Source organism: Microbulbifer sp. JSM ZJ756 (genome assembly GCF_044383805.1).
Lineage (GTDB): Bacteria > Pseudomonadota > Gammaproteobacteria > Pseudomonadales > Cellvibrionaceae > Microbulbifer > Microbulbifer zhoushanensis.
In genome coordinates this window covers 168,376-184,627 of sequence record NZ_JBISER010000010.1, presented here as the reverse complement: position 1 = coordinate 184,627, position 16,252 = coordinate 168,376, and the positions used below count along the sequence as shown (strand labels likewise).

Genomic DNA, 16,252 nt, shown 5'->3' with positions numbered 1-16,252 from the left:
CCGGCCGCTCGGGCCTTTCCGGGATCCCCGACCACCGCTTCCGGTGACCGTCGAAGGGGCGCGCATTATATCGGCCTCTTCCTGTTTGGCAAGCCTTTTTTTGAAGGCTTTTTCAGCGCCGGAAACCGATGCCCGAAGGCGTCTTTTCCCGACCCTGAAGGACCGCCTGGCCCTTCCGAAGTGGCGCGCATTATAGCGACCGCTTCGTGCTTGGCAAGCCTTTTTTGAAGGCTTTTTTCAGCGCCGGAAACGATACCCGAAGGCGTCTTTTCCCGACCCTGAAGGACCGCCCGGCCCTTCCGAAGTGGCGCGCATTATAGCGACCGCTTCGTGCTTGGCAAGCCTTTTTTCGAAGGCTTTCTCAGGGCTGAAAACCGATACCCGAAGGCGTCGTTTCCCGACCCTGAAGGACCACCTGGCCCTTTCGAAGTGGCGCGCATTATAGCGGCCAGCTCCGTCTCGGCAAGTAGTTTTTGCAGGAATCCCCTGGACCATACCGACAAAGCCGATCGGGAGGGCGAGCCCTCCCGGCCCCGCGCTGCAGGGCAAAAAAAACACCCTCTCGGAAGAGGGTGTTTTCTATATGGCGGTGAGAGAGGGATTCGAACCCTCGATGAGTGTTAACCCATACGCCCTTAGCAGGGGCGCGCCTTCAGCCACTCGGCCATCTCACCGTAAATCTGATTGTTCTGCCGCCTCGCGGCTGCAGGTGAATCCCGCTTCGGGATCCTGGCGGGCGACCCGTTGGGCACCCCCCGAAAGAGGTCGGCATCATACCAACGGGAGGGCAAAAATCAATGGGGAATCAATAACTTTTTTAGCGCCAGCGGCCTGACTGTATACATTCTGCGCAGGCCGGCGACGATTCAGGCAGGCTGGCGGGAGACTGGCAATGCTCCCGGTGCAACACCGGAGCGGGGGGCACAAAAAAGGCCGGTCGAACCGGCCCTTCTCTGCTCGGGAGGAGCTACTCCTGCTCGGCATCACCCGGCGACTGCTTTTCCCTCTGGATCCGCTGGTATATCTCTTCCCGGTGCACGGCTACTTCTTTGGGCGCGTTGACACCGATTCTCACCTGGTTTCCCTTTACGCCGAGCACGGTCACGGTGACGTTGTCACCGACCATCAGCGTCTCGCCAATCCGGCGGGTTAAAATCAGCATTACCTACTTCTCCTTGATCATCCTGTGATTGGGAGAACTCAAAATGATTCGAGTTTCCCACGGTCATCATAACCGGATGGCGGCATGTTTTGGGAGGTTTTTGCCCATCACTCTTGTCAGTATTGACCACAAGAACAAATTCTCAATGGGTCGGACTCTACGCCACATGACGAAATTGCTATGAGAAGTCAGCCGCCCCCTTACAGCTGGTTATAGACTCAGCCTGCCGCACGGGGCTCCGACAGCTCAAACTCGCTGTGCAGGGCCCGCACCGCAAGCTCCAGGTAGCGCTCGTCAATGATCACGGAAATCTTGATCTCAGACGTGGTAATCATCTGGATATTGATATTGTCCTCGCCCAGCGCACTGAACATCCGGCTGGCCACATTGGCATGGGACCGCATGCCCACACCGACAATCGAAACCTTGGCGATTTTGTCGTCTGCAACCACTTCCCTGGCGCCCAGTTCACCAGCCACCCTCTCCAGGACCTCTTTGGCCTTGGCCAGGTCGTTACGGTGCACGGTGAAGGTAAAGTCTGTCGTGCCATCAATGGAGCTGATGTTCTGCACGATAACGTCCACTTCGATGTTCTCCGCGCCCACCGGCGCCAGGATCCGGCAGGCCACACCGGGAGTGTCCGGCACGCCGCGGATCGTCAGTTTTGCCTCGTCGCGGTTGAATGCGATGCCGGAAACGACGGGTTGTTCCATTTCGGTGTCTTCCTCATCCAGACTGATCAGCGTGCCCTCCCCTTCCTCGAAGGTGGATACGACACGCAGGGGTACCTTGTACTTGCCGGCAAACTCGACCGCGCGAATCTGCAGCACCTTGGAGCCCAGGCTGGCCATCTCGAGCATTTCCTCGAAGGTAATGCGATCGAGCCGCCGCGCACTGTCCACTACACGGGGATCGGTGGTATACACCCCATCCACGTCGGTATAGATCTGGCACTCGGTGGCATTCAGCGCCGCCGCCAGGGCCACACCTGTAGTGTCTGAGCCACCGCGCCCGAGCGTGGTGATATTGCCCTCTTCATCCACACCCTGGAAACCTGCCACCACCACCACGCGACCGGCATCCAGGTCCCGGCGCATACGCTCCACATCGATCTGCTGGATCCGGGCCTTGGTGTGCGAGTTGTCAGTAAGAATCTTCACCTGGCCGCCGGTATAGGAGCAGGCGTCATAGCCACGTTTCTTCAGCGCCATACTCAGGAGCGCGATAGTGACCTGCTCCCCGGTGGACACCAGGACATCGAGCTCCCGCGGATCCGGCTTCTCCTGCACCTGGTAGGCGAGGTCAATCAGGCGATTGGTTTCGCCACTCATGGCCGAGAGCACCACCACCATCTCGTGGCCCTGTGCCCGGAATGCGGCGACCTTGTCGGCGACAGCTTCGATGCGCTCGATCGAGCCCACCGAAGTGCCACCGTATTTCTGCACGAACAAACTCATGGATTTTTGTGTTTCCTTACTGCCAGCGTCACCAGGCCAGGCTTATTGGCACAGTAACTGCCAGTTTTTGCGAGCCGCGCACTAAATCACTAATTTTCGGCAAAATCAACCGATTTATTGCGCGGCGCCCGCTCTTGCCCATCGGACTCTCAGGAGAGCTGCTCCTCGACCCAGCTGCGCACGTCGGAAAGCATACCCGGCAGCGCCGCTACATCAGTGCCGCCACCCTGGGCCATATCCGGGCGACCGCCGCCCTTGCCGCCCAGCTTGCCGGCGGCAAAGCGCATCAGGTCTCCAGCAGCCACCCGGCCGGTCAGGTCTTTCGTCACGGCAGCCACCAGGGCCACCTTCTCTTCACCCGGTGCGGCAAGCAATACGACGCCACTACCCAGCTTGTTCTTCATCTGGTCGGCGAGGTCCCGCAGCGATTTGGGATCCGCGCCCTCAATGGAAGCCGCCAGCAGCTTGTGGCCCGCCACTTCCACCGCCTCGGCGGACAGGTCTCCACCTGCGCCACTGGCGAGCTTCGTCTTCAGCTGGGACAGCTCCTTTTCCAGCTTGCGGTTGTTGGCCAGCAACTGCTCGACCTTCTCTGCCAGCATATCCGGGCGCGTCTTCAACAGCGCCGCCGTGTGCTCCAGGCGCTGCTGCGCCTCATCGAACAGGGCCAGGGCGTGTGCGCCTGTCACCGCCTCGATACGTCGCTGGCCCGAGGCGATGCCGCTCTCCCCGACGATACGCAGGAGCCCGATGTCCCCGGTACGCTGGACATGGGTACCGCCGCAAAGCTCTACAGAGAAGGCACCGCCACCCTCAATCTCGCCCATGGAGAGCACCCGCACGGTGTCGCCATATTTCTCGCCAAACAGAGCCATGGCGCCCTTTTCCTTCGCGCTCTCGATATCCGTTTCCTCGGTCAGCACCTCACTATTGGCACGGATCTGGGCATTCACCAGCGACTCAATGGCATGCAGCTGCTTGGCAGTCACAGCCTCAGGGTGGGAAAAGTCGAAGCGCAGGCGCTCTGAATCCACCAGCGAGCCCTTCTGCGTTACATGTTCACCCAGCACCTTGCGCAATGCAGCGTGCAACAGGTGGGTCGCGGAGTGATTGAGCGCGGTGGACTGGCGCACATCCGCGGACACCTCGGCCTCCAGCTCGTCGCCTACTGACAGGCTGCCCTGCAGGAGCTTGCCGGTATGCAGGTGATGGCCACCCTGCTTGCTGCAATCCCGCACCTCGAAGCGTCCACCACTGGCCTGCAGGTAACCACAGTCACCCACCTGGCCTCCGGACTCGGCATAAAAAGGCGTGCGATCCAGGACCACAGCCCCCTCCTGGCCCTCCACCAGGGTATCAACCTGCTCACCGCCTTCATTGACGATGGCCACTACCTTGCCGCGGGCACTGGTGGCATCGTAGCCAAGGAATTCAGTGCTGCCTTCCAGGTCGAGGGTCGCAGTGTAATCATGCTTGAACTTGCCCGCCGCCCGGGCGCGCTCGCGCTGGGCTTCCATGGATGCCTCATAGCCAGCCATGTCCAGGGTCAGGTCACGCTCCCGGGCAATATCCTGGGTCAGGTCCACCGGGAAGCCGTAAGTATCGTAGAGGGTGAATACCAGCTCACCGGGGATTTCAGTCCCCTCCAGGCCGGACAGTGCCTCGTCCAGCACTGACATGCCCTTATCCAGGGTCTTGGCAAACTGCTCCTCTTCCTTGCGCAGGGTGTCCTCGATCAGCTGCTGCTTGTCACGCAGCTCCGGGTAGGCGTCACCCATCTGTTCCGCCAGGGCGTTCACCAGCCGGTAGAAGAAAATGTCTTCCTGGCCCAGCTTGTGGCCGTGGCGGACTGCGCGGCGGATGATCCGGCGCAGCACATATCCCCGCCCCTCATTGGAGGGCAATACCCCGTCGGCGATCAGGAAAGAGCAGGAACGGATATGGTCCGCAATCACCCGCAGGGATTTTTCCTCCAGGTCACTGCAGCCGACAATCTCCGCGGCGGCTTTCAGCAGCGCCTGGAACAGGTCGATCTCGTAATTGGAATGCACGTCCTGCATCACTGCAGCAATACGCTCGAGGCCCATGCCGGTATCCACTGAGGGCTTGGGCAGCGGGTGCAGCTCGCCATCGGCAGAGCGTTCGAACTGCATGAACACCAGGTTCCAGATCTCGATGTAGCGATCCAGGTCATCGTTGTCCGATCCGGGTGGGCCACCGGGCACATCCGCACCGTGATCGTAGAATATTTCAGAGCTGGGCCCACAGGGGCCGGTGTCGCCCATCTGCCAGAAATTGTCCTCGTCGAGGCGGGAGAAGCGGTCGGGGCTGACCCCCATTTCCTTCAACCAGATATCCGCGGCCTCGTCATCACTGATGTGCACGGTGACCCACAGGCGCTCCTCCGGCAGGCCCAGCACCTTGGTCAGGAAGTCCCAGGCGAAGCGGATGGCATCGCGCTTGAAGTAGTCGCCAAAACTGAAGTTGCCCAGCATCTCAAAGAAGGTATGGTGACGGGCGGTGTAACCGACGTTCTCCAGGTCGTTATGCTTGCCACCGGCGCGTACACAGCGCTGCGAGCTGACCGCGCGCTTGTAGGGGCGCGGCTCATGGCCCAGGAAAGTGTCCTTGAACTGCACCATACCGGCATTGGTGAACATCAGGGTCGGGTCGTTGCCCGGCACCAGGGAACTGGAGGGCACCACTGTGTGCCCCTGCTCGGCAAAATAATTCAGGAAGGCGTCGCGTATCTGTGCGCTTTTCATCCAGCGTAATTCCACTTCGTTGGTAAAGGTTGATTAAACGGTGAGACCGACGGGGCCACTCAGTTGCCCGGGTCGTCGGCCAGGTCCTGCTCGCGCATTTCCCGGTCGGCGAGCAGGTGAATATGCAGGTGAAAGACGGTCTGGCCGGCGCTGCGGCCGTTATTGACCACAAGGCGGAATCCATCCAGCTCCAGCTTGCGGCCCAGCTCCCCGGCTACCCACAGCAGGTGCCCCATCAGGAGGCGATCTTCCTGAGTCGCGTCCGACACATTGACGAGCGGTTTGCGCGGGATGATCAGCAGGTGCGTCGGCGCCTTGGGCGCACGGTCCCGGATAACGATGCACTGCTCGTCCTCATACACCCTGTCGACCGGAATCTCGCCCGCAAGAATGCGGCTGAAGACGCTGGGCTCACTCATGGGCTACTTTTCCAGTTTTTCCTCGGCGGTCAGCTGGCGCGCCTCGGACTCCAGCATCACCGGGATGCCGTCACGTACCGGGTAGGCCAGGCCACTGGCCTTGCAGACCAGTTCCTGCCGTTCCTCGTCATACTCGAGTGGCGCCTTGCTTACCGGGCAAACCAGCAGACTCAGTAGTTTCTTATCCATGTTCCACACCCTCAGGGCCCACCCGGGGCCAAAAACGACCGCGTATGGTACAACGGTTAACGGGCATTTTCACGGCCTCCGCGACCGCTCACCGGCCCCGGTTCACCGGCAGGTCAGGCGGAGGCTTCAATGGCACCCACTTCCTGGCCGGCCCGCAGGTGTGCCAGCAGCAATTCCACTGCCCGGGGCCCGTCTTCCGGCTCATTGAAAACCTCATGGAAGGCATCGGGGAACAGCTTCACCTGCCGCTCTTCACTCCCGAAGCACTCAAACCAGGCCAGGCTGGTGTCACTGTCCACCATGCGGTCACTCCGCGGCAGCAGCAACAGGGAGGGAACGGTGATCCTGTCGAGATTGGCATGGAGGAACTCGCGCTCCCGCAGGAAGCTGGCGAACCAACGCATGGAAACCCGGTCGTGGACCAGGTCGTCGGCCAGGTAATCATCTACCACGGCCTGGTCGTGGGTCAGGTCCTGTGGATCCAGGCGGTTGGAAAGGGACAACTTTGGCACCAGCCCCGACAACAGGCTGATCAGCGGCCGCTCCAGCGCGCCCGGCTCATTACGGCCCCGGAATCCTGGCGCGGAGAGCACCAGGCTGTCGACCCCACCGAAGCGCACAACGCAACCACAGGCGATGACACCGCCCATGCTATGCCCCAGCAGGTGCAGGGGCCGCCCGGGGTTATCCCGCCGTACAATGCGGATGAAGTCATGCAGGTGTTCACTGTAGCGGGCAAAATCATCAATGTGGCCGCGCCGCCCGGCCGAGAGGCCGTGACCGTAGTGATCCGGGGCATAGACACTGTAACCCGCGCTATTGAGAACGCGCGCCAGGCGCCGATAACGGCCACTGTGCTCACCCAGCCCGTGGGAGATCACCACGACGCCGAGCGCTCCCTCTACCCACCAGCGCCGGAAATGCAGCTGGTCTCCATGTGACATGAATTGCATCACTCTCTCCTCGCTACGTTATTTTTATTGTGTCGTACTGTTTTTGTGCTGATTGTGGTGCGGGCCCGGTGCTGAGCTGCCGGGCCTGGCGACCGTATCCCGCTAAGCCGTAACCCGGATAGCCGCACCCCGGAAAGCCGTATCTCTACGATTCCTTTTCCATCGATTCTTCGTACTCGCCGAGCATGGCCAGGTGATTCAGCCGCGCCCGCTTGTGCAGGGCGGCCCGGGCGCGGCCGGCATTGCCACTCTTACCTTCCCAGGCCTTGAGTGCCGGTTCCTGCAGGGCGCGCCCGTATGAAAAGCTCAACTGCCACGGCGCGTGCCACAGCTGGTTCAGCGCATTCAGGTTCGCCGTGGCCTCTTCCGGCCCCTGCCCCCCGGACAGGAAATTGATGCTGGGCACCGCCGCAGGCACTCCGCGACGCAGGCTGCGCATGGTGTACTCGGCCACCTGTTCGGGCGGCGCCTTGGCGCACTCCTTGCCGGGTGTGACCATACTTGGCTTGAGGATCATCAACTCCAGCACCACGCCATGCCGGTGCAGTGCGTGGAATACCTCGTGCCATACCACCTCATTGACCTCGGCACTGCGCTCGATACTGTGATCGCCGTCCATCAGCACCTCCGGCTCGACGATGGGTACCATCCCGCAGGACTGGCACACGGCGGCATAACGGGCGAGCATCTCGGCATTGGCTGCCAGGCCCAGTTGCGTCGGGTTACAGGGGCTTACCGGGTAGACCTCGCGCCACTTGGCAAAGCGGGCCCCCTGCTCGCGGTAGCCCTGCAATCGCTCCTCCAGGCCGTCGAGACCGAACGTAATCATGTCACCCGGTGCACCCGGTAGCGGGCCCTTGCCCTTGTCGACCTTTATGCCGGGCACGATGCCCTGGCCCCAGGCCACCTCTGGCAGGGGCCGGCCCCCGTCATCTTTCTGGCCAAGAGTCTCCTCGAACAGGATAACCCCGCTGACATAGTCACCCAGCCCCTCTGTACCCAGCAGCATTGAGCGGTAGAAGCGCCGGTGCTCTTCCGTGGATTCAACCCCCACGGAAGCGAAGCGCTTGGCGATGGTGCCACTGCTCTCGTCCGCAGCAAGAATGCCGCGGCGGCCGTCCACCATGTCGCCGATCGTGGCCTGCAGTTCATCACTGATATTCACGCTGATCACCTCTCATCAACTCCTGACTTGAGGATAGGCACTTTCACACTCATCGCGGCCACTGGCCGCGACTAGCGGTTCTCCTGGCGTAGCGCCGGCTCAGAAAGCACGGCACGCCGCTACTGCCCGGCGCCAGCCCTCCAGGAGCTCCCGCCGCCGCTGTTCCGGCATGCGCGGCACGAAGTCCCGCTCGATCTCCAGCAGGCAATCCGGAAGCTGTCCCGCGGGCCATATGCCGGCGCCGATACCCGCCAGTAGTGCCGCACCCACCGCCGTGGACTCGATCTGGCGCGGGCGCTCCACCCGTGTTGCGGAGATATCCGACTGGAATTGCATCAGGAAGTCATTGGCACTGGCCCCGCCGTCGACACGCAGGTGCGTGGTGTCGACACCGAGGGACCCGGCCATCAACTGGGCCAGCTCCTCGCTCTGGTAGGCGATGGACTCCAGGGTTGCACGCACCAGTTCTGCCTTGCCGGAGCCCCGGCTCAGGCCACAGATGGTGCCGCGGGCGCCCGGGTCCCAGTGCGGGGCGCCCAGGCCGCTGAATGCCGGCACCAGGTATACACCCTTGGTATCCGGCACCCCCCTGGCGATGGTTTCAGTCTCCCCGGCCTGCTGGATCAGGCCCATATCGTCGCGGAGCCATTGCACCGCAGAACCCGCATTGAACACGGCGCCCTCCAGCGCGTAGGCGGGGGCCCCCGTCGCGTCACAGGCGATGGTGGTGAGCAGTCCGGTCGGCGCCTCGGGGCGCTCGTCACCGGCGTAAGCCAGCATGAAACAGCCCGTGCCGTAGGTGTTCTTGATGGTGCCGGGGGATGTGCAGCCGTGGCCAAAGAGGGAGGCCTGCTGGTCGCCGGCCACGCCGCAGATGGGCACCTCAGCCCCCAGGAATGCCCCGGGGTCGGTGGTGGTAAACAGCCCGGCGGAGGGGCGGATATCCGGCAGGATCCCTGTCGGGCAACCAAACAGGTCCATTAGCTCCGGATCCCAGTCGCGCCGCTCCAGGTTGTAAAGCAGCGTCCGGCTGGCGTTCGTATGGTCGGTCAGGTGGGCTCGGCCGCCACTCATCTTCCAGATCAACCAGCTGTCGATGGTGCCGAACGCCAGCTCCCCGGCACGCGCGCGCTCCAGCAACTCAGGGCGCTCGCCAAACAGCCACTGTAACTTGCTGGCGGAAAAGTAGGCATCCAGTACCAGGCCGGTACGCTCGAGAAGCCACTCGGCTTTCCCGGCACGCTCCAGTTCCCGGCACAGTTCGGCCGACCGCCGGCACTGCCAGACAATCGCCCGGCAGACCGGCTCGCCGGTCTCGCGGTCCCAGAGCACCGTGGTTTCCCGCTGGTTGGTGATACCGATCGCGGACAACTCGCCCACCTCGATGCCTGCGCGCTCCACTGCTGCGGCACAGACACGCAGAGTCACCTGCCAGATTTCATTGGCATCATGCTCTACCCAGCCGGGCTTGGGGTAATACTGCGGGAATTCGGAATAGCTGCGACCCAGGAGGCGGCCGTGGGAATCGAAGACAAAGGCGGTGGTTCCGGTGGTGCCCTGATCAACAGAAAGAATCATGGGGGCTCCTTGCTCTTATCTTTTCCCCGAGTATACAGCCTCAGGGGAAAAGTTCTGCCTCCAGTGCACACTGGATCGCATCCGCAGGGAAGCCCCGGTAGGCAAGGTAGCGCTGACGCCGTGCGCGCTCTTTCAGTTGGTGTTCCCGGGGCTGTGCATCGTCGATGGGCTGGCGGAATTTGCGCTGCAGCGTCTCCTCCGCCAACTGGAACCAGTCCACCTCGAGCTGCTCAATGGCAGCCTCAATATAAGAGGCGTCCACACCGCGCTGCTGGAGCTCGCGACGGATCCGCAAGGGCCCCTGGCCGCGCTGCACACGCGAACGGGCAAACACTTCGGCGAAGCGCTGGTCGGACTGGTAGTTAAGTTCATGAAGGCGCTGGAACAGCGCGTCGAAATCGGCATCGGGGAAGCGGGCCGCCAGCTTCTGCCGTAATTCCTGGCAGGAGTGCTCGCGGCGCGACAGCATCTCAAGCGCCGCGCCGAACAGCGCCTGAGCGGGGTCTTGCTGGGAAAACACGGGTAAAGGGGGCCGTCCTGATTACTCTCCCTGCTCCCCGGAATTACTCTTCCGGGGACTCCACCGCCTCTTCCGGCTGTGCGGGAACCAGGTCACCCAGCAGCTGGGCGCGCAGCTGGCCCTCGATCTCATCGCGGATACCCTGGTTTTCCTTCAGGAACTTGACCGCGTTGGCCTTGCCCTGGCCGATCTTGTCACCCTTGTAGCTGTACCAGGCACCGGCCTTGTCCACCAGCCCATGCTTGACGCCGTAGTCGATGATCTCGCCAAGCAGGTTGATACCCTGGCCGTACATGATCTGGAACTCGGTCTGCTTGAACGGCGGCGCCACCTTGTTTTTCACCACCTTCACCCGGGTCTCGTTGCCGACCACCTCATCGCCCTCTTTCACCGAGCCGATGCGGCGAATATCCAGGCGTACCGAGGAGTAGAACTTGAGCGCGTTACCACCGGTGGTGGTCTCGGGGGAGCCGAACATCACACCGATCTTCATGCGGATCTGGTTAATGAACACGCACAGGGTGTTGGTGTTCTTGATGTTACCGGTCAGCTTGCGCAGGGCCTGGGACATCAGGCGTGCCTGCAGGCCCACGTGGGAATCGCCCATCTCGCCCTCGATCTCGGCGCGCGGGGTCAGGGCCGCTACCGAGTCGACGATCAGGACATCCACCGCCCCGGAGCGCACCAGCATGTCGGCCACTTCCAGGGCCTGCTCACCGGTGTCCGGCTGGGAGACGATCAGCTCGTCGACGTTCACGCCCAGCTTCTCGGCGTAGATGGGGTCCAGCGCGTGCTCGGCGTCCACGAACGCACAGGTGCCGCCTTTGCGCTGTGCCTCGGCGATGACCTGCAGGGTCAGGGTGGTCTTACCGGAAGACTCCGGGCCGTAGATTTCCACGATACGGCCGCGGGGCAGGCCGCCAATGCCGAGGGCCACGTCCAGGCCCAGGGAACCGGTGGAGATCGCGGGAATCTGCACACGCTCCTTGTCCCCCATACGCATAACGGTACCCTTGCCGAACTGGCGCTCGATCTGAGACAGCGCCGCCTGCAATGCCTTGTCTTTATTGGAATCCATGACCTTTCCCATGTACTTAAGCGTTGTTGATTGGGGGCAAGCTTAACGAAGGATTACTGTATAAGCAACCAGTAATCAATCTTCCGGGTGCTCGCGCACGAGCGCCAGTAGTTCCCGCAGCGCCTCGGCCACGGTCTGCTCCTGCACCGCCGCGCGGTCCCCCTCGAAATGGAAGCAGCTGGCATCAATGGTAACCGGCTCCTGCCCCTCGGAATGGGCCAGCGCGATCCACACCGTGCCCACTGGCTTTTCCTCAGTGCCACCGTCCGGCCCCGCGATCCCGCTGACCGCAACGGCGACATTGGCATCCATCAGGCCCAGCACGCCGGAGGCCATCTGCCGGGCCACCTCTTCACTGACCGCGCCCAGCTCCTCCAGGTCATCCCCGGAGACCGCGATCAGCTCGCGCTTGACCCAGTTGGCGTAGCTGACCACCGAGCCCTCGAACCAGTCTGAGGCGCCCGGCACCGAGGTGATTGCGGCGGCGATTGCACCACCGGTGCACGACTCTGCCGCAGTTACCTTCCAGTCCCGCTTGTGCAATTCTTCACCAAGCTCCCGAGCAAGCCCCGAAATATCCGTCATCTGTTTATTCCTTGCTATCCGAATCGGTAGAATACCGCCTTCCCCCGGACCCCGGCAAAATCCACCTCATAACGGACAAGAAGTACGCCCCATGCCGCAAGCCGCGACTGCCACGAACAACGCCAAGCATACCCCGATGATGCAGCAGTACCTGCGCATCAAGGCCGAACACCCCCAGGAACTGGTGTTCTACCGTATGGGAGATTTCTACGAGCTGTTCTACGACGATGCCAGGAAGGCCGCAGAGCTGCTGGATGTCACGTTGACTGCCCGCGGCAAGTCCGGGGGCGAGCCCATTCCCATGGCTGGCATCCCCTACCATGCGGCAGAGGGCTACCTGGCACGCCTGATCAAGGCCGGGGTATCGGTAGCCATCTGCGAGCAGATCGGCGACCCCGCCACCAGCAAGGGGCCGGTTGAGCGCAAGGTGGTGCGGATCGTCACCCCGGGCACAGTAACCGATGAGGCACTGCTGAACGAGCGTCGCGATAACCTGCTGGGCGCCCTGGCGCACCTGGGTGACAGCTACGGCCTGGCCCTGCTGGACCTGGCAACCGGCCGATTCGTGGTGCAGGAAGTGGAAACTGTCGAGACCCTGGCCGAGCAGGTACAGCGACACGCCCCGGCAGAGCTGCTGGCCCCGGAAGATGTCACCCTGCCGGCTGAGGTCGCGCGCCTGCCGGGCCTGCGCCGGCGCGCCCCGTGGGAGTTCGATCACGAGAGCGCGCTGCGCCTCCTCAACAACCAGTTCGGCACCATGGACCTGGAGGCATTTGGCTGCAGCCACATGCTCGCCGCGGTGACTGCCGCCGGCTGCCTGCTGCAATATGCCCGGGACACCCAGCGCACCGAGCTACCGCATATCCGCAGCCTGCAGACCGAGACCAGCGATGACACAGTGGCGCTGGACGGCGCCAGCCGACGCAACCTGGAAATCGACCTGAACCTTTCCGGCGGCGACGACAATACCCTGCTGTCAGTGTTCGATACCTGCAAGACCGCCATGGGCAGCCGCCTGCTGCGACGCTGGCTGAACAATCCCCTGCGCCAGCTGACCACCCTGAACAACCGACAGGATGCTATCGGCGCCATGCTGGACAGCTATGGCTTCGAACCCCTGCGGGACGCCCTCAAGCCCGTGGGGGATATGGAACGCATCCTGGGCCGCCTGGCCCTGCGCTCTGCACGCCCGCGCGACCTGGCGCGGCTGGGGCAGTCACTGGCGCAGTTCCCGGAAATCCAGCGTCAGCTGGCAGAGATGGACACGGCACTGTTGCGCGAACTGGGACGCGAGATCGGCGAATGGCCGGAGACCGTGACATTGCTGGAGCGGGCCATCGTCGAGAACCCGCCGGTGGTGATCCGCGATGGCGGCGTGATTGCCGAAGGCTACGACAGCGAGCTGGACGAGTTACGCGCTATCAGTGAAAACGCCGGCGACTTCCTGGTGCAGCTGGAACAGCGGGAAAAAGAGCGCACCGGGATTCCCACCCTCAAGGTCGGCTACAACCGGGTGCACGGTTACTTTATCGAGATCAGCCGCGGCCAGAGCGACAAGGCGCCGGCCGAATATATCCGCCGCCAGACTCTCAAGAATGCCGAGCGCTTTATCACGCCCGAGCTGAAGGAGTTCGAGGACAAGGCCCTGTCGGCCAAGAGCCGCGCCCTGGCCAGGGAAAAAGCACTGTACGAGGAGCTGATCGTCAAGCTCAACGAATCACTGGCCGAACTGCAGGCCGCAGCAGCCGGCGTGTCGCAACTGGACGTGCTGGCCTGCCTGGCAGAGCGTGCCGACAACCTGCGCCTGTGCCGCCCTGCCCTCGGCGCCGAGCCGGGCCTGGATATCAGTGCCGGCCGCCACCCGGTGGTAGAGCAGGTGCTGGACGAGCCCTTCGTGGCCAACGATATCGACCTGCGCGACGACCGCCGCATGCTGGTAATTACCGGACCCAACATGGGCGGTAAGTCCACCTACATGCGCCAGACCGCGCTGATCGCCCTGCTGGCCCACTGCGGCAGTTTCGTACCGGCGGATTCCGCCCGTATCGGCATGCTGGACCGCATCTTTACCCGCATCGGCAGTGCCGACGACCTGGCCGGGGGCCGCTCTACCTTTATGGTGGAGATGACCGAAACCGCCAACATCCTGCGCAATGCCAGCGAGAACAGCCTGGTGCTGATGGACGAGATCGGCCGCGGCACCAGTACCTACGATGGCCTGTCCCTGGCCTGGGCCTGCGCCCACTTCCTGGCCGACCGGGTGCGTGCCTTCACCCTGTTCGCCACCCACTACTTCGAGCTGACGGACCTGCCCGCGCGCTGCCCCGAGGCGGCCAATATCCACCTGAATGCCACCGAGCACGGTGACAGCATCGTCTTCCTGCACCGCATCCAGGAGGGGCCGGCATCCAAGAGCTACGGCCTGCAGGTGGCAAAACTGGCGGGTATCCCGGGAGAGGTTCTGGTGGAGGCGCGGCAGCGGCTGCAGGCGCTGGAATCCGGCGAGCGCCCAGAGCTGGCAGGAGCCGAAGCGGCGACCGGTGGCCCGGAAGCGTTATCCCCGGAGGCGTTATCCCCGGAGGCGGTATCCCCGGAGGCGGCATCACCGCTGCAGGCGGAGCTGTTCGGCGCCCCCAGCCACCCGGCAGTGGACGCCCTGGCGGAACTGGACCCGGATGAAATGACTCCGCGCCAGGCACTGGAACAGCTATACGCCCTGCGCAATTTGTTATAAGCACCCAACCAATTCGACTGAAAAGCCACTATAATTCGCGCCAGTTGTTGCTAAAATCCGCAACTCACAGAAATACCCCGGGGCTGGCGCTCCCGGAGACTGACGCATCATCGAGGGACAAGCATGACATTCGTAATTGGGGAAAACTGCATCAAGTGCAAATACACCGACTGTGTGGAAGTCTGCCCGGTGGACTGCTTCTATGAAGGCCCCAACTTCCTGGTAATCCACCCGGACGAATGTATTGACTGCGCACTGTGCGAGCCGGAGTGCCCGGCCAACGCCATCTTCTCCGAGGACGAGGTGCCGGATGACCAGCAGGAGTTCATCGAGCTGAACGCGGAACTGTCCGAGGTATGGCCCAACATCACCGAGAAAAAGGACCCTCTCCCTGATGCTGCAGAGTGGGACGGCAAGAAAGGCAAGCTTGAGCACCTGGAGCGCTAACTCCCCCTTTCAGGCAGACAGCACCTTATTGTGAAACGGGTCGCCCGGGGCGGCCCGTTTCTGTTTCCGCCATCCTATCTCTCCCCTGATCCGCCACCCTATCCCCCCTGAATTTCACCGGCGGGAACAAAATTGCTGGTGAGCGCCCGATTCTGGGCCTATAACTGTTGTCCATGAGCCATCCGCGATGGCCTGTGCCCAATCGACAGCGGCCGGCTCAGTGCACTTGGCTTATTTTCTCCCGGTATCAGAGGAGACTGACTATGTTGCGATGGGCAATTATTTTTTTCGTGATTGCGATCATTGCCGCCTTCTTCGGATTCGGCGGCGTGGCCGGTGTCGCTGCAGATGCGGCGAAGGTCCTGTTCTTTATCTTCCTGGTGCTGTTCGTGCTGGCACTGATCTTCGGCCGCAAGAGACCCCCCAAGTAATAGAGCGTTCTGGAGGGCCAGCCCAGGCCCTCCACACTTCCGGGTTTCACTCGACCATATCGCCGAAAAATCCTTGTCAAAAAAATAAACTTCCCATCCTCCGGATACTCTTCCACGCGCCCCTGCCACATGCCTCCATGGCACATTGCCAAATCCATTTTGCCAACTGCGCCCGATCAAAAATTGAACCGATCCGCAACAAAGAATGCACCCGTTCACAAGCAAACCCCGGGCACGGGGATAGTGCCCATTTATCCGTGGCAGTGACTGGGATCCACCCGCTCCGCTCACGGACTAGCCAGCTATCGGGATCAGGGGCTGGGCCATGCAATTAGGCTATCTGGTACTACCAAAACATTTACAGAAATGATAAATACCCGGGCACAAGCACAACAAAAAGAGTGACAAAACCTATGAACTGGAAAAAGTGGCTAAGCTGTTCCGTATTTACTTTTACAGTCTCAGCCTGCGGCGGGGGCGGCGGTGGAGGGGGAGGATCGACTGACAACCCGCCGGACCAGACCCCAACGCAGTACACGGTAACCGCGCAGGCCGGCACGGGGGGAAGTATCTCTCCTGCAAGCGTCGAAGTTGATACTGGAGCAACCACAACCTTTACACTGCAACCGGACACTGGCTATGAAGTCAGCTCTGTCACGGGCTGCGGTGGCAGCCTGGATGGCTTGGCTTATACAACCGGCCCTATCACCAGTGCTTGCCAAGTCAATGCCGAATTCAGCTTCTCCGGTTCGGGGGGATCTGATCCTGA

The 16,252-nt window shown here is 62.2% G+C and carries 14 protein-coding genes, 1 tRNA gene and 1 pseudogene; 4 read left to right on the top strand and 12 right to left on the bottom strand.

The features are described 5' to 3' along the window. Positions 1–584 precede the first annotated feature (584 nt). From ACH6CX_RS16130 to ACH6CX_RS16075, 12 genes are all read right to left on the bottom strand, one after another. Positions 585–674: transfer RNA gene (locus tag ACH6CX_RS16130), tRNA-Ser, on the bottom strand. A gap of 293 nt (positions 675–967) precedes the next feature. Continuing rightward, positions 968–1,162, bottom strand: coding sequence for a carbon storage regulator CsrA (gene csrA / locus ACH6CX_RS16125; protein ID WP_091516387.1), 195 nt, complete (start codon positions 1,160–1,162; stop codon positions 968–970). Between the two features lie 218 nt (positions 1,163–1,380). Next, on the bottom strand, positions 1,381–2,619 hold the full coding sequence (locus ACH6CX_RS16120) for an aspartate kinase (RefSeq protein ID WP_233005701.1): 1,239 nt from the start codon (positions 2,617–2,619) through the stop codon (positions 1,381–1,383). Positions 2,620–2,768: 149 nt separating this feature from the next. Beyond that, on the bottom strand, positions 2,769–5,384 hold the full coding sequence (gene alaS, locus ACH6CX_RS16115; RefSeq protein WP_233005702.1) for an alanine--tRNA ligase: 2,616 nt from the start codon (positions 5,382–5,384) through the stop codon (positions 2,769–2,771). Positions 5,385–5,443: 59 nt separating this feature from the next. Continuing rightward, positions 5,444–5,803, bottom strand: a complete 360-nt coding sequence (locus ACH6CX_RS16110) for a histidine triad nucleotide-binding protein (protein ID WP_233005703.1) — start codon at positions 5,801–5,803, stop codon at positions 5,444–5,446. A 3-nt stretch (positions 5,804–5,806) separates the two neighbouring features. Beyond that, complete coding sequence (locus tag ACH6CX_RS16105) at positions 5,807–5,992, bottom strand: Trm112 family protein (RefSeq protein ID WP_233005704.1); 186 nt, start codon at positions 5,990–5,992, stop codon at positions 5,807–5,809. Between the two features lie 113 nt (positions 5,993–6,105). After that, on the bottom strand, positions 6,106–6,945 hold the full coding sequence (locus ACH6CX_RS16100) for an alpha/beta hydrolase (RefSeq protein ID WP_237064260.1): 840 nt from the start codon (positions 6,943–6,945) through the stop codon (positions 6,106–6,108). Positions 6,946–7,090: 145 nt separating this feature from the next. Further along, positions 7,091–8,110, bottom strand: a complete 1,020-nt coding sequence (locus ACH6CX_RS16095; RefSeq protein ID WP_237064262.1) for a class I fructose-bisphosphate aldolase — start codon at positions 8,108–8,110, stop codon at positions 7,091–7,093. Positions 8,111–8,209: 99 nt separating this feature from the next. After that, a complete protein-coding gene (glpK, locus tag ACH6CX_RS16090; RefSeq protein WP_237064264.1) occupies positions 8,210–9,688 on the bottom strand; it encodes a glycerol kinase GlpK in 1,479 nt (492 codons plus the stop codon). Positions 9,689–9,728: 40 nt separating this feature from the next. Next, positions 9,729–10,208: a regulatory protein RecX gene (locus tag ACH6CX_RS16085; RefSeq protein WP_233005708.1), complete on the bottom strand. Its 480-nt coding sequence runs from the start codon at positions 10,206–10,208 to the stop codon at positions 9,729–9,731. Between the two features lie 43 nt (positions 10,209–10,251). Then, entirely contained in the window at positions 10,252–11,286 is a 1,035-nt protein-coding gene (gene recA, locus ACH6CX_RS16080; protein WP_233005709.1) for a recombinase RecA, read from the bottom strand. Positions 11,287–11,361: 75 nt separating this feature from the next. Beyond that, the gene (locus tag ACH6CX_RS16075) at positions 11,362–11,871 is read right to left on the bottom strand and encodes a CinA family protein (protein WP_237064266.1); all 510 of its coding nucleotides are present in this window, start codon (positions 11,869–11,871) and stop codon (positions 11,362–11,364) included. A 91-nt stretch (positions 11,872–11,962) separates the two neighbouring features. Here ACH6CX_RS16075 and mutS point away from each other — a divergent pair, with 91 nt between their 5' ends. The 4 genes and pseudogenes from mutS to ACH6CX_RS16055 all read left to right on the top strand — a co-directional run. Next, positions 11,963–14,605 (top strand): DNA mismatch repair protein MutS, encoded by a 2,643-nt coding sequence (mutS, locus tag ACH6CX_RS16070; protein WP_237064268.1) that lies wholly within the window; start codon positions 11,963–11,965, stop codon positions 14,603–14,605. Between the two features lie 123 nt (positions 14,606–14,728). Then, entirely contained in the window at positions 14,729–15,052 is a 324-nt protein-coding gene (gene fdxA / locus ACH6CX_RS16065) for a ferredoxin FdxA (RefSeq protein WP_233005712.1), read from the top strand. Between the two features lie 263 nt (positions 15,053–15,315). Further along, positions 15,316–15,483 carry a DUF1328 family protein gene (locus tag ACH6CX_RS16060; protein WP_233005713.1) on the top strand — a complete coding sequence of 56 codons (168 nt, stop codon included), beginning with the start codon at positions 15,316–15,318 and terminating at the stop codon, positions 15,481–15,483. Positions 15,484–15,896: 413 nt separating this feature from the next. Further along, positions 15,897–16,208: pseudogene (locus ACH6CX_RS16055) on the top strand (hypothetical protein); the annotation flags it as partial. Between the last annotated feature and the right edge of the window lie 44 nt (positions 16,209–16,252).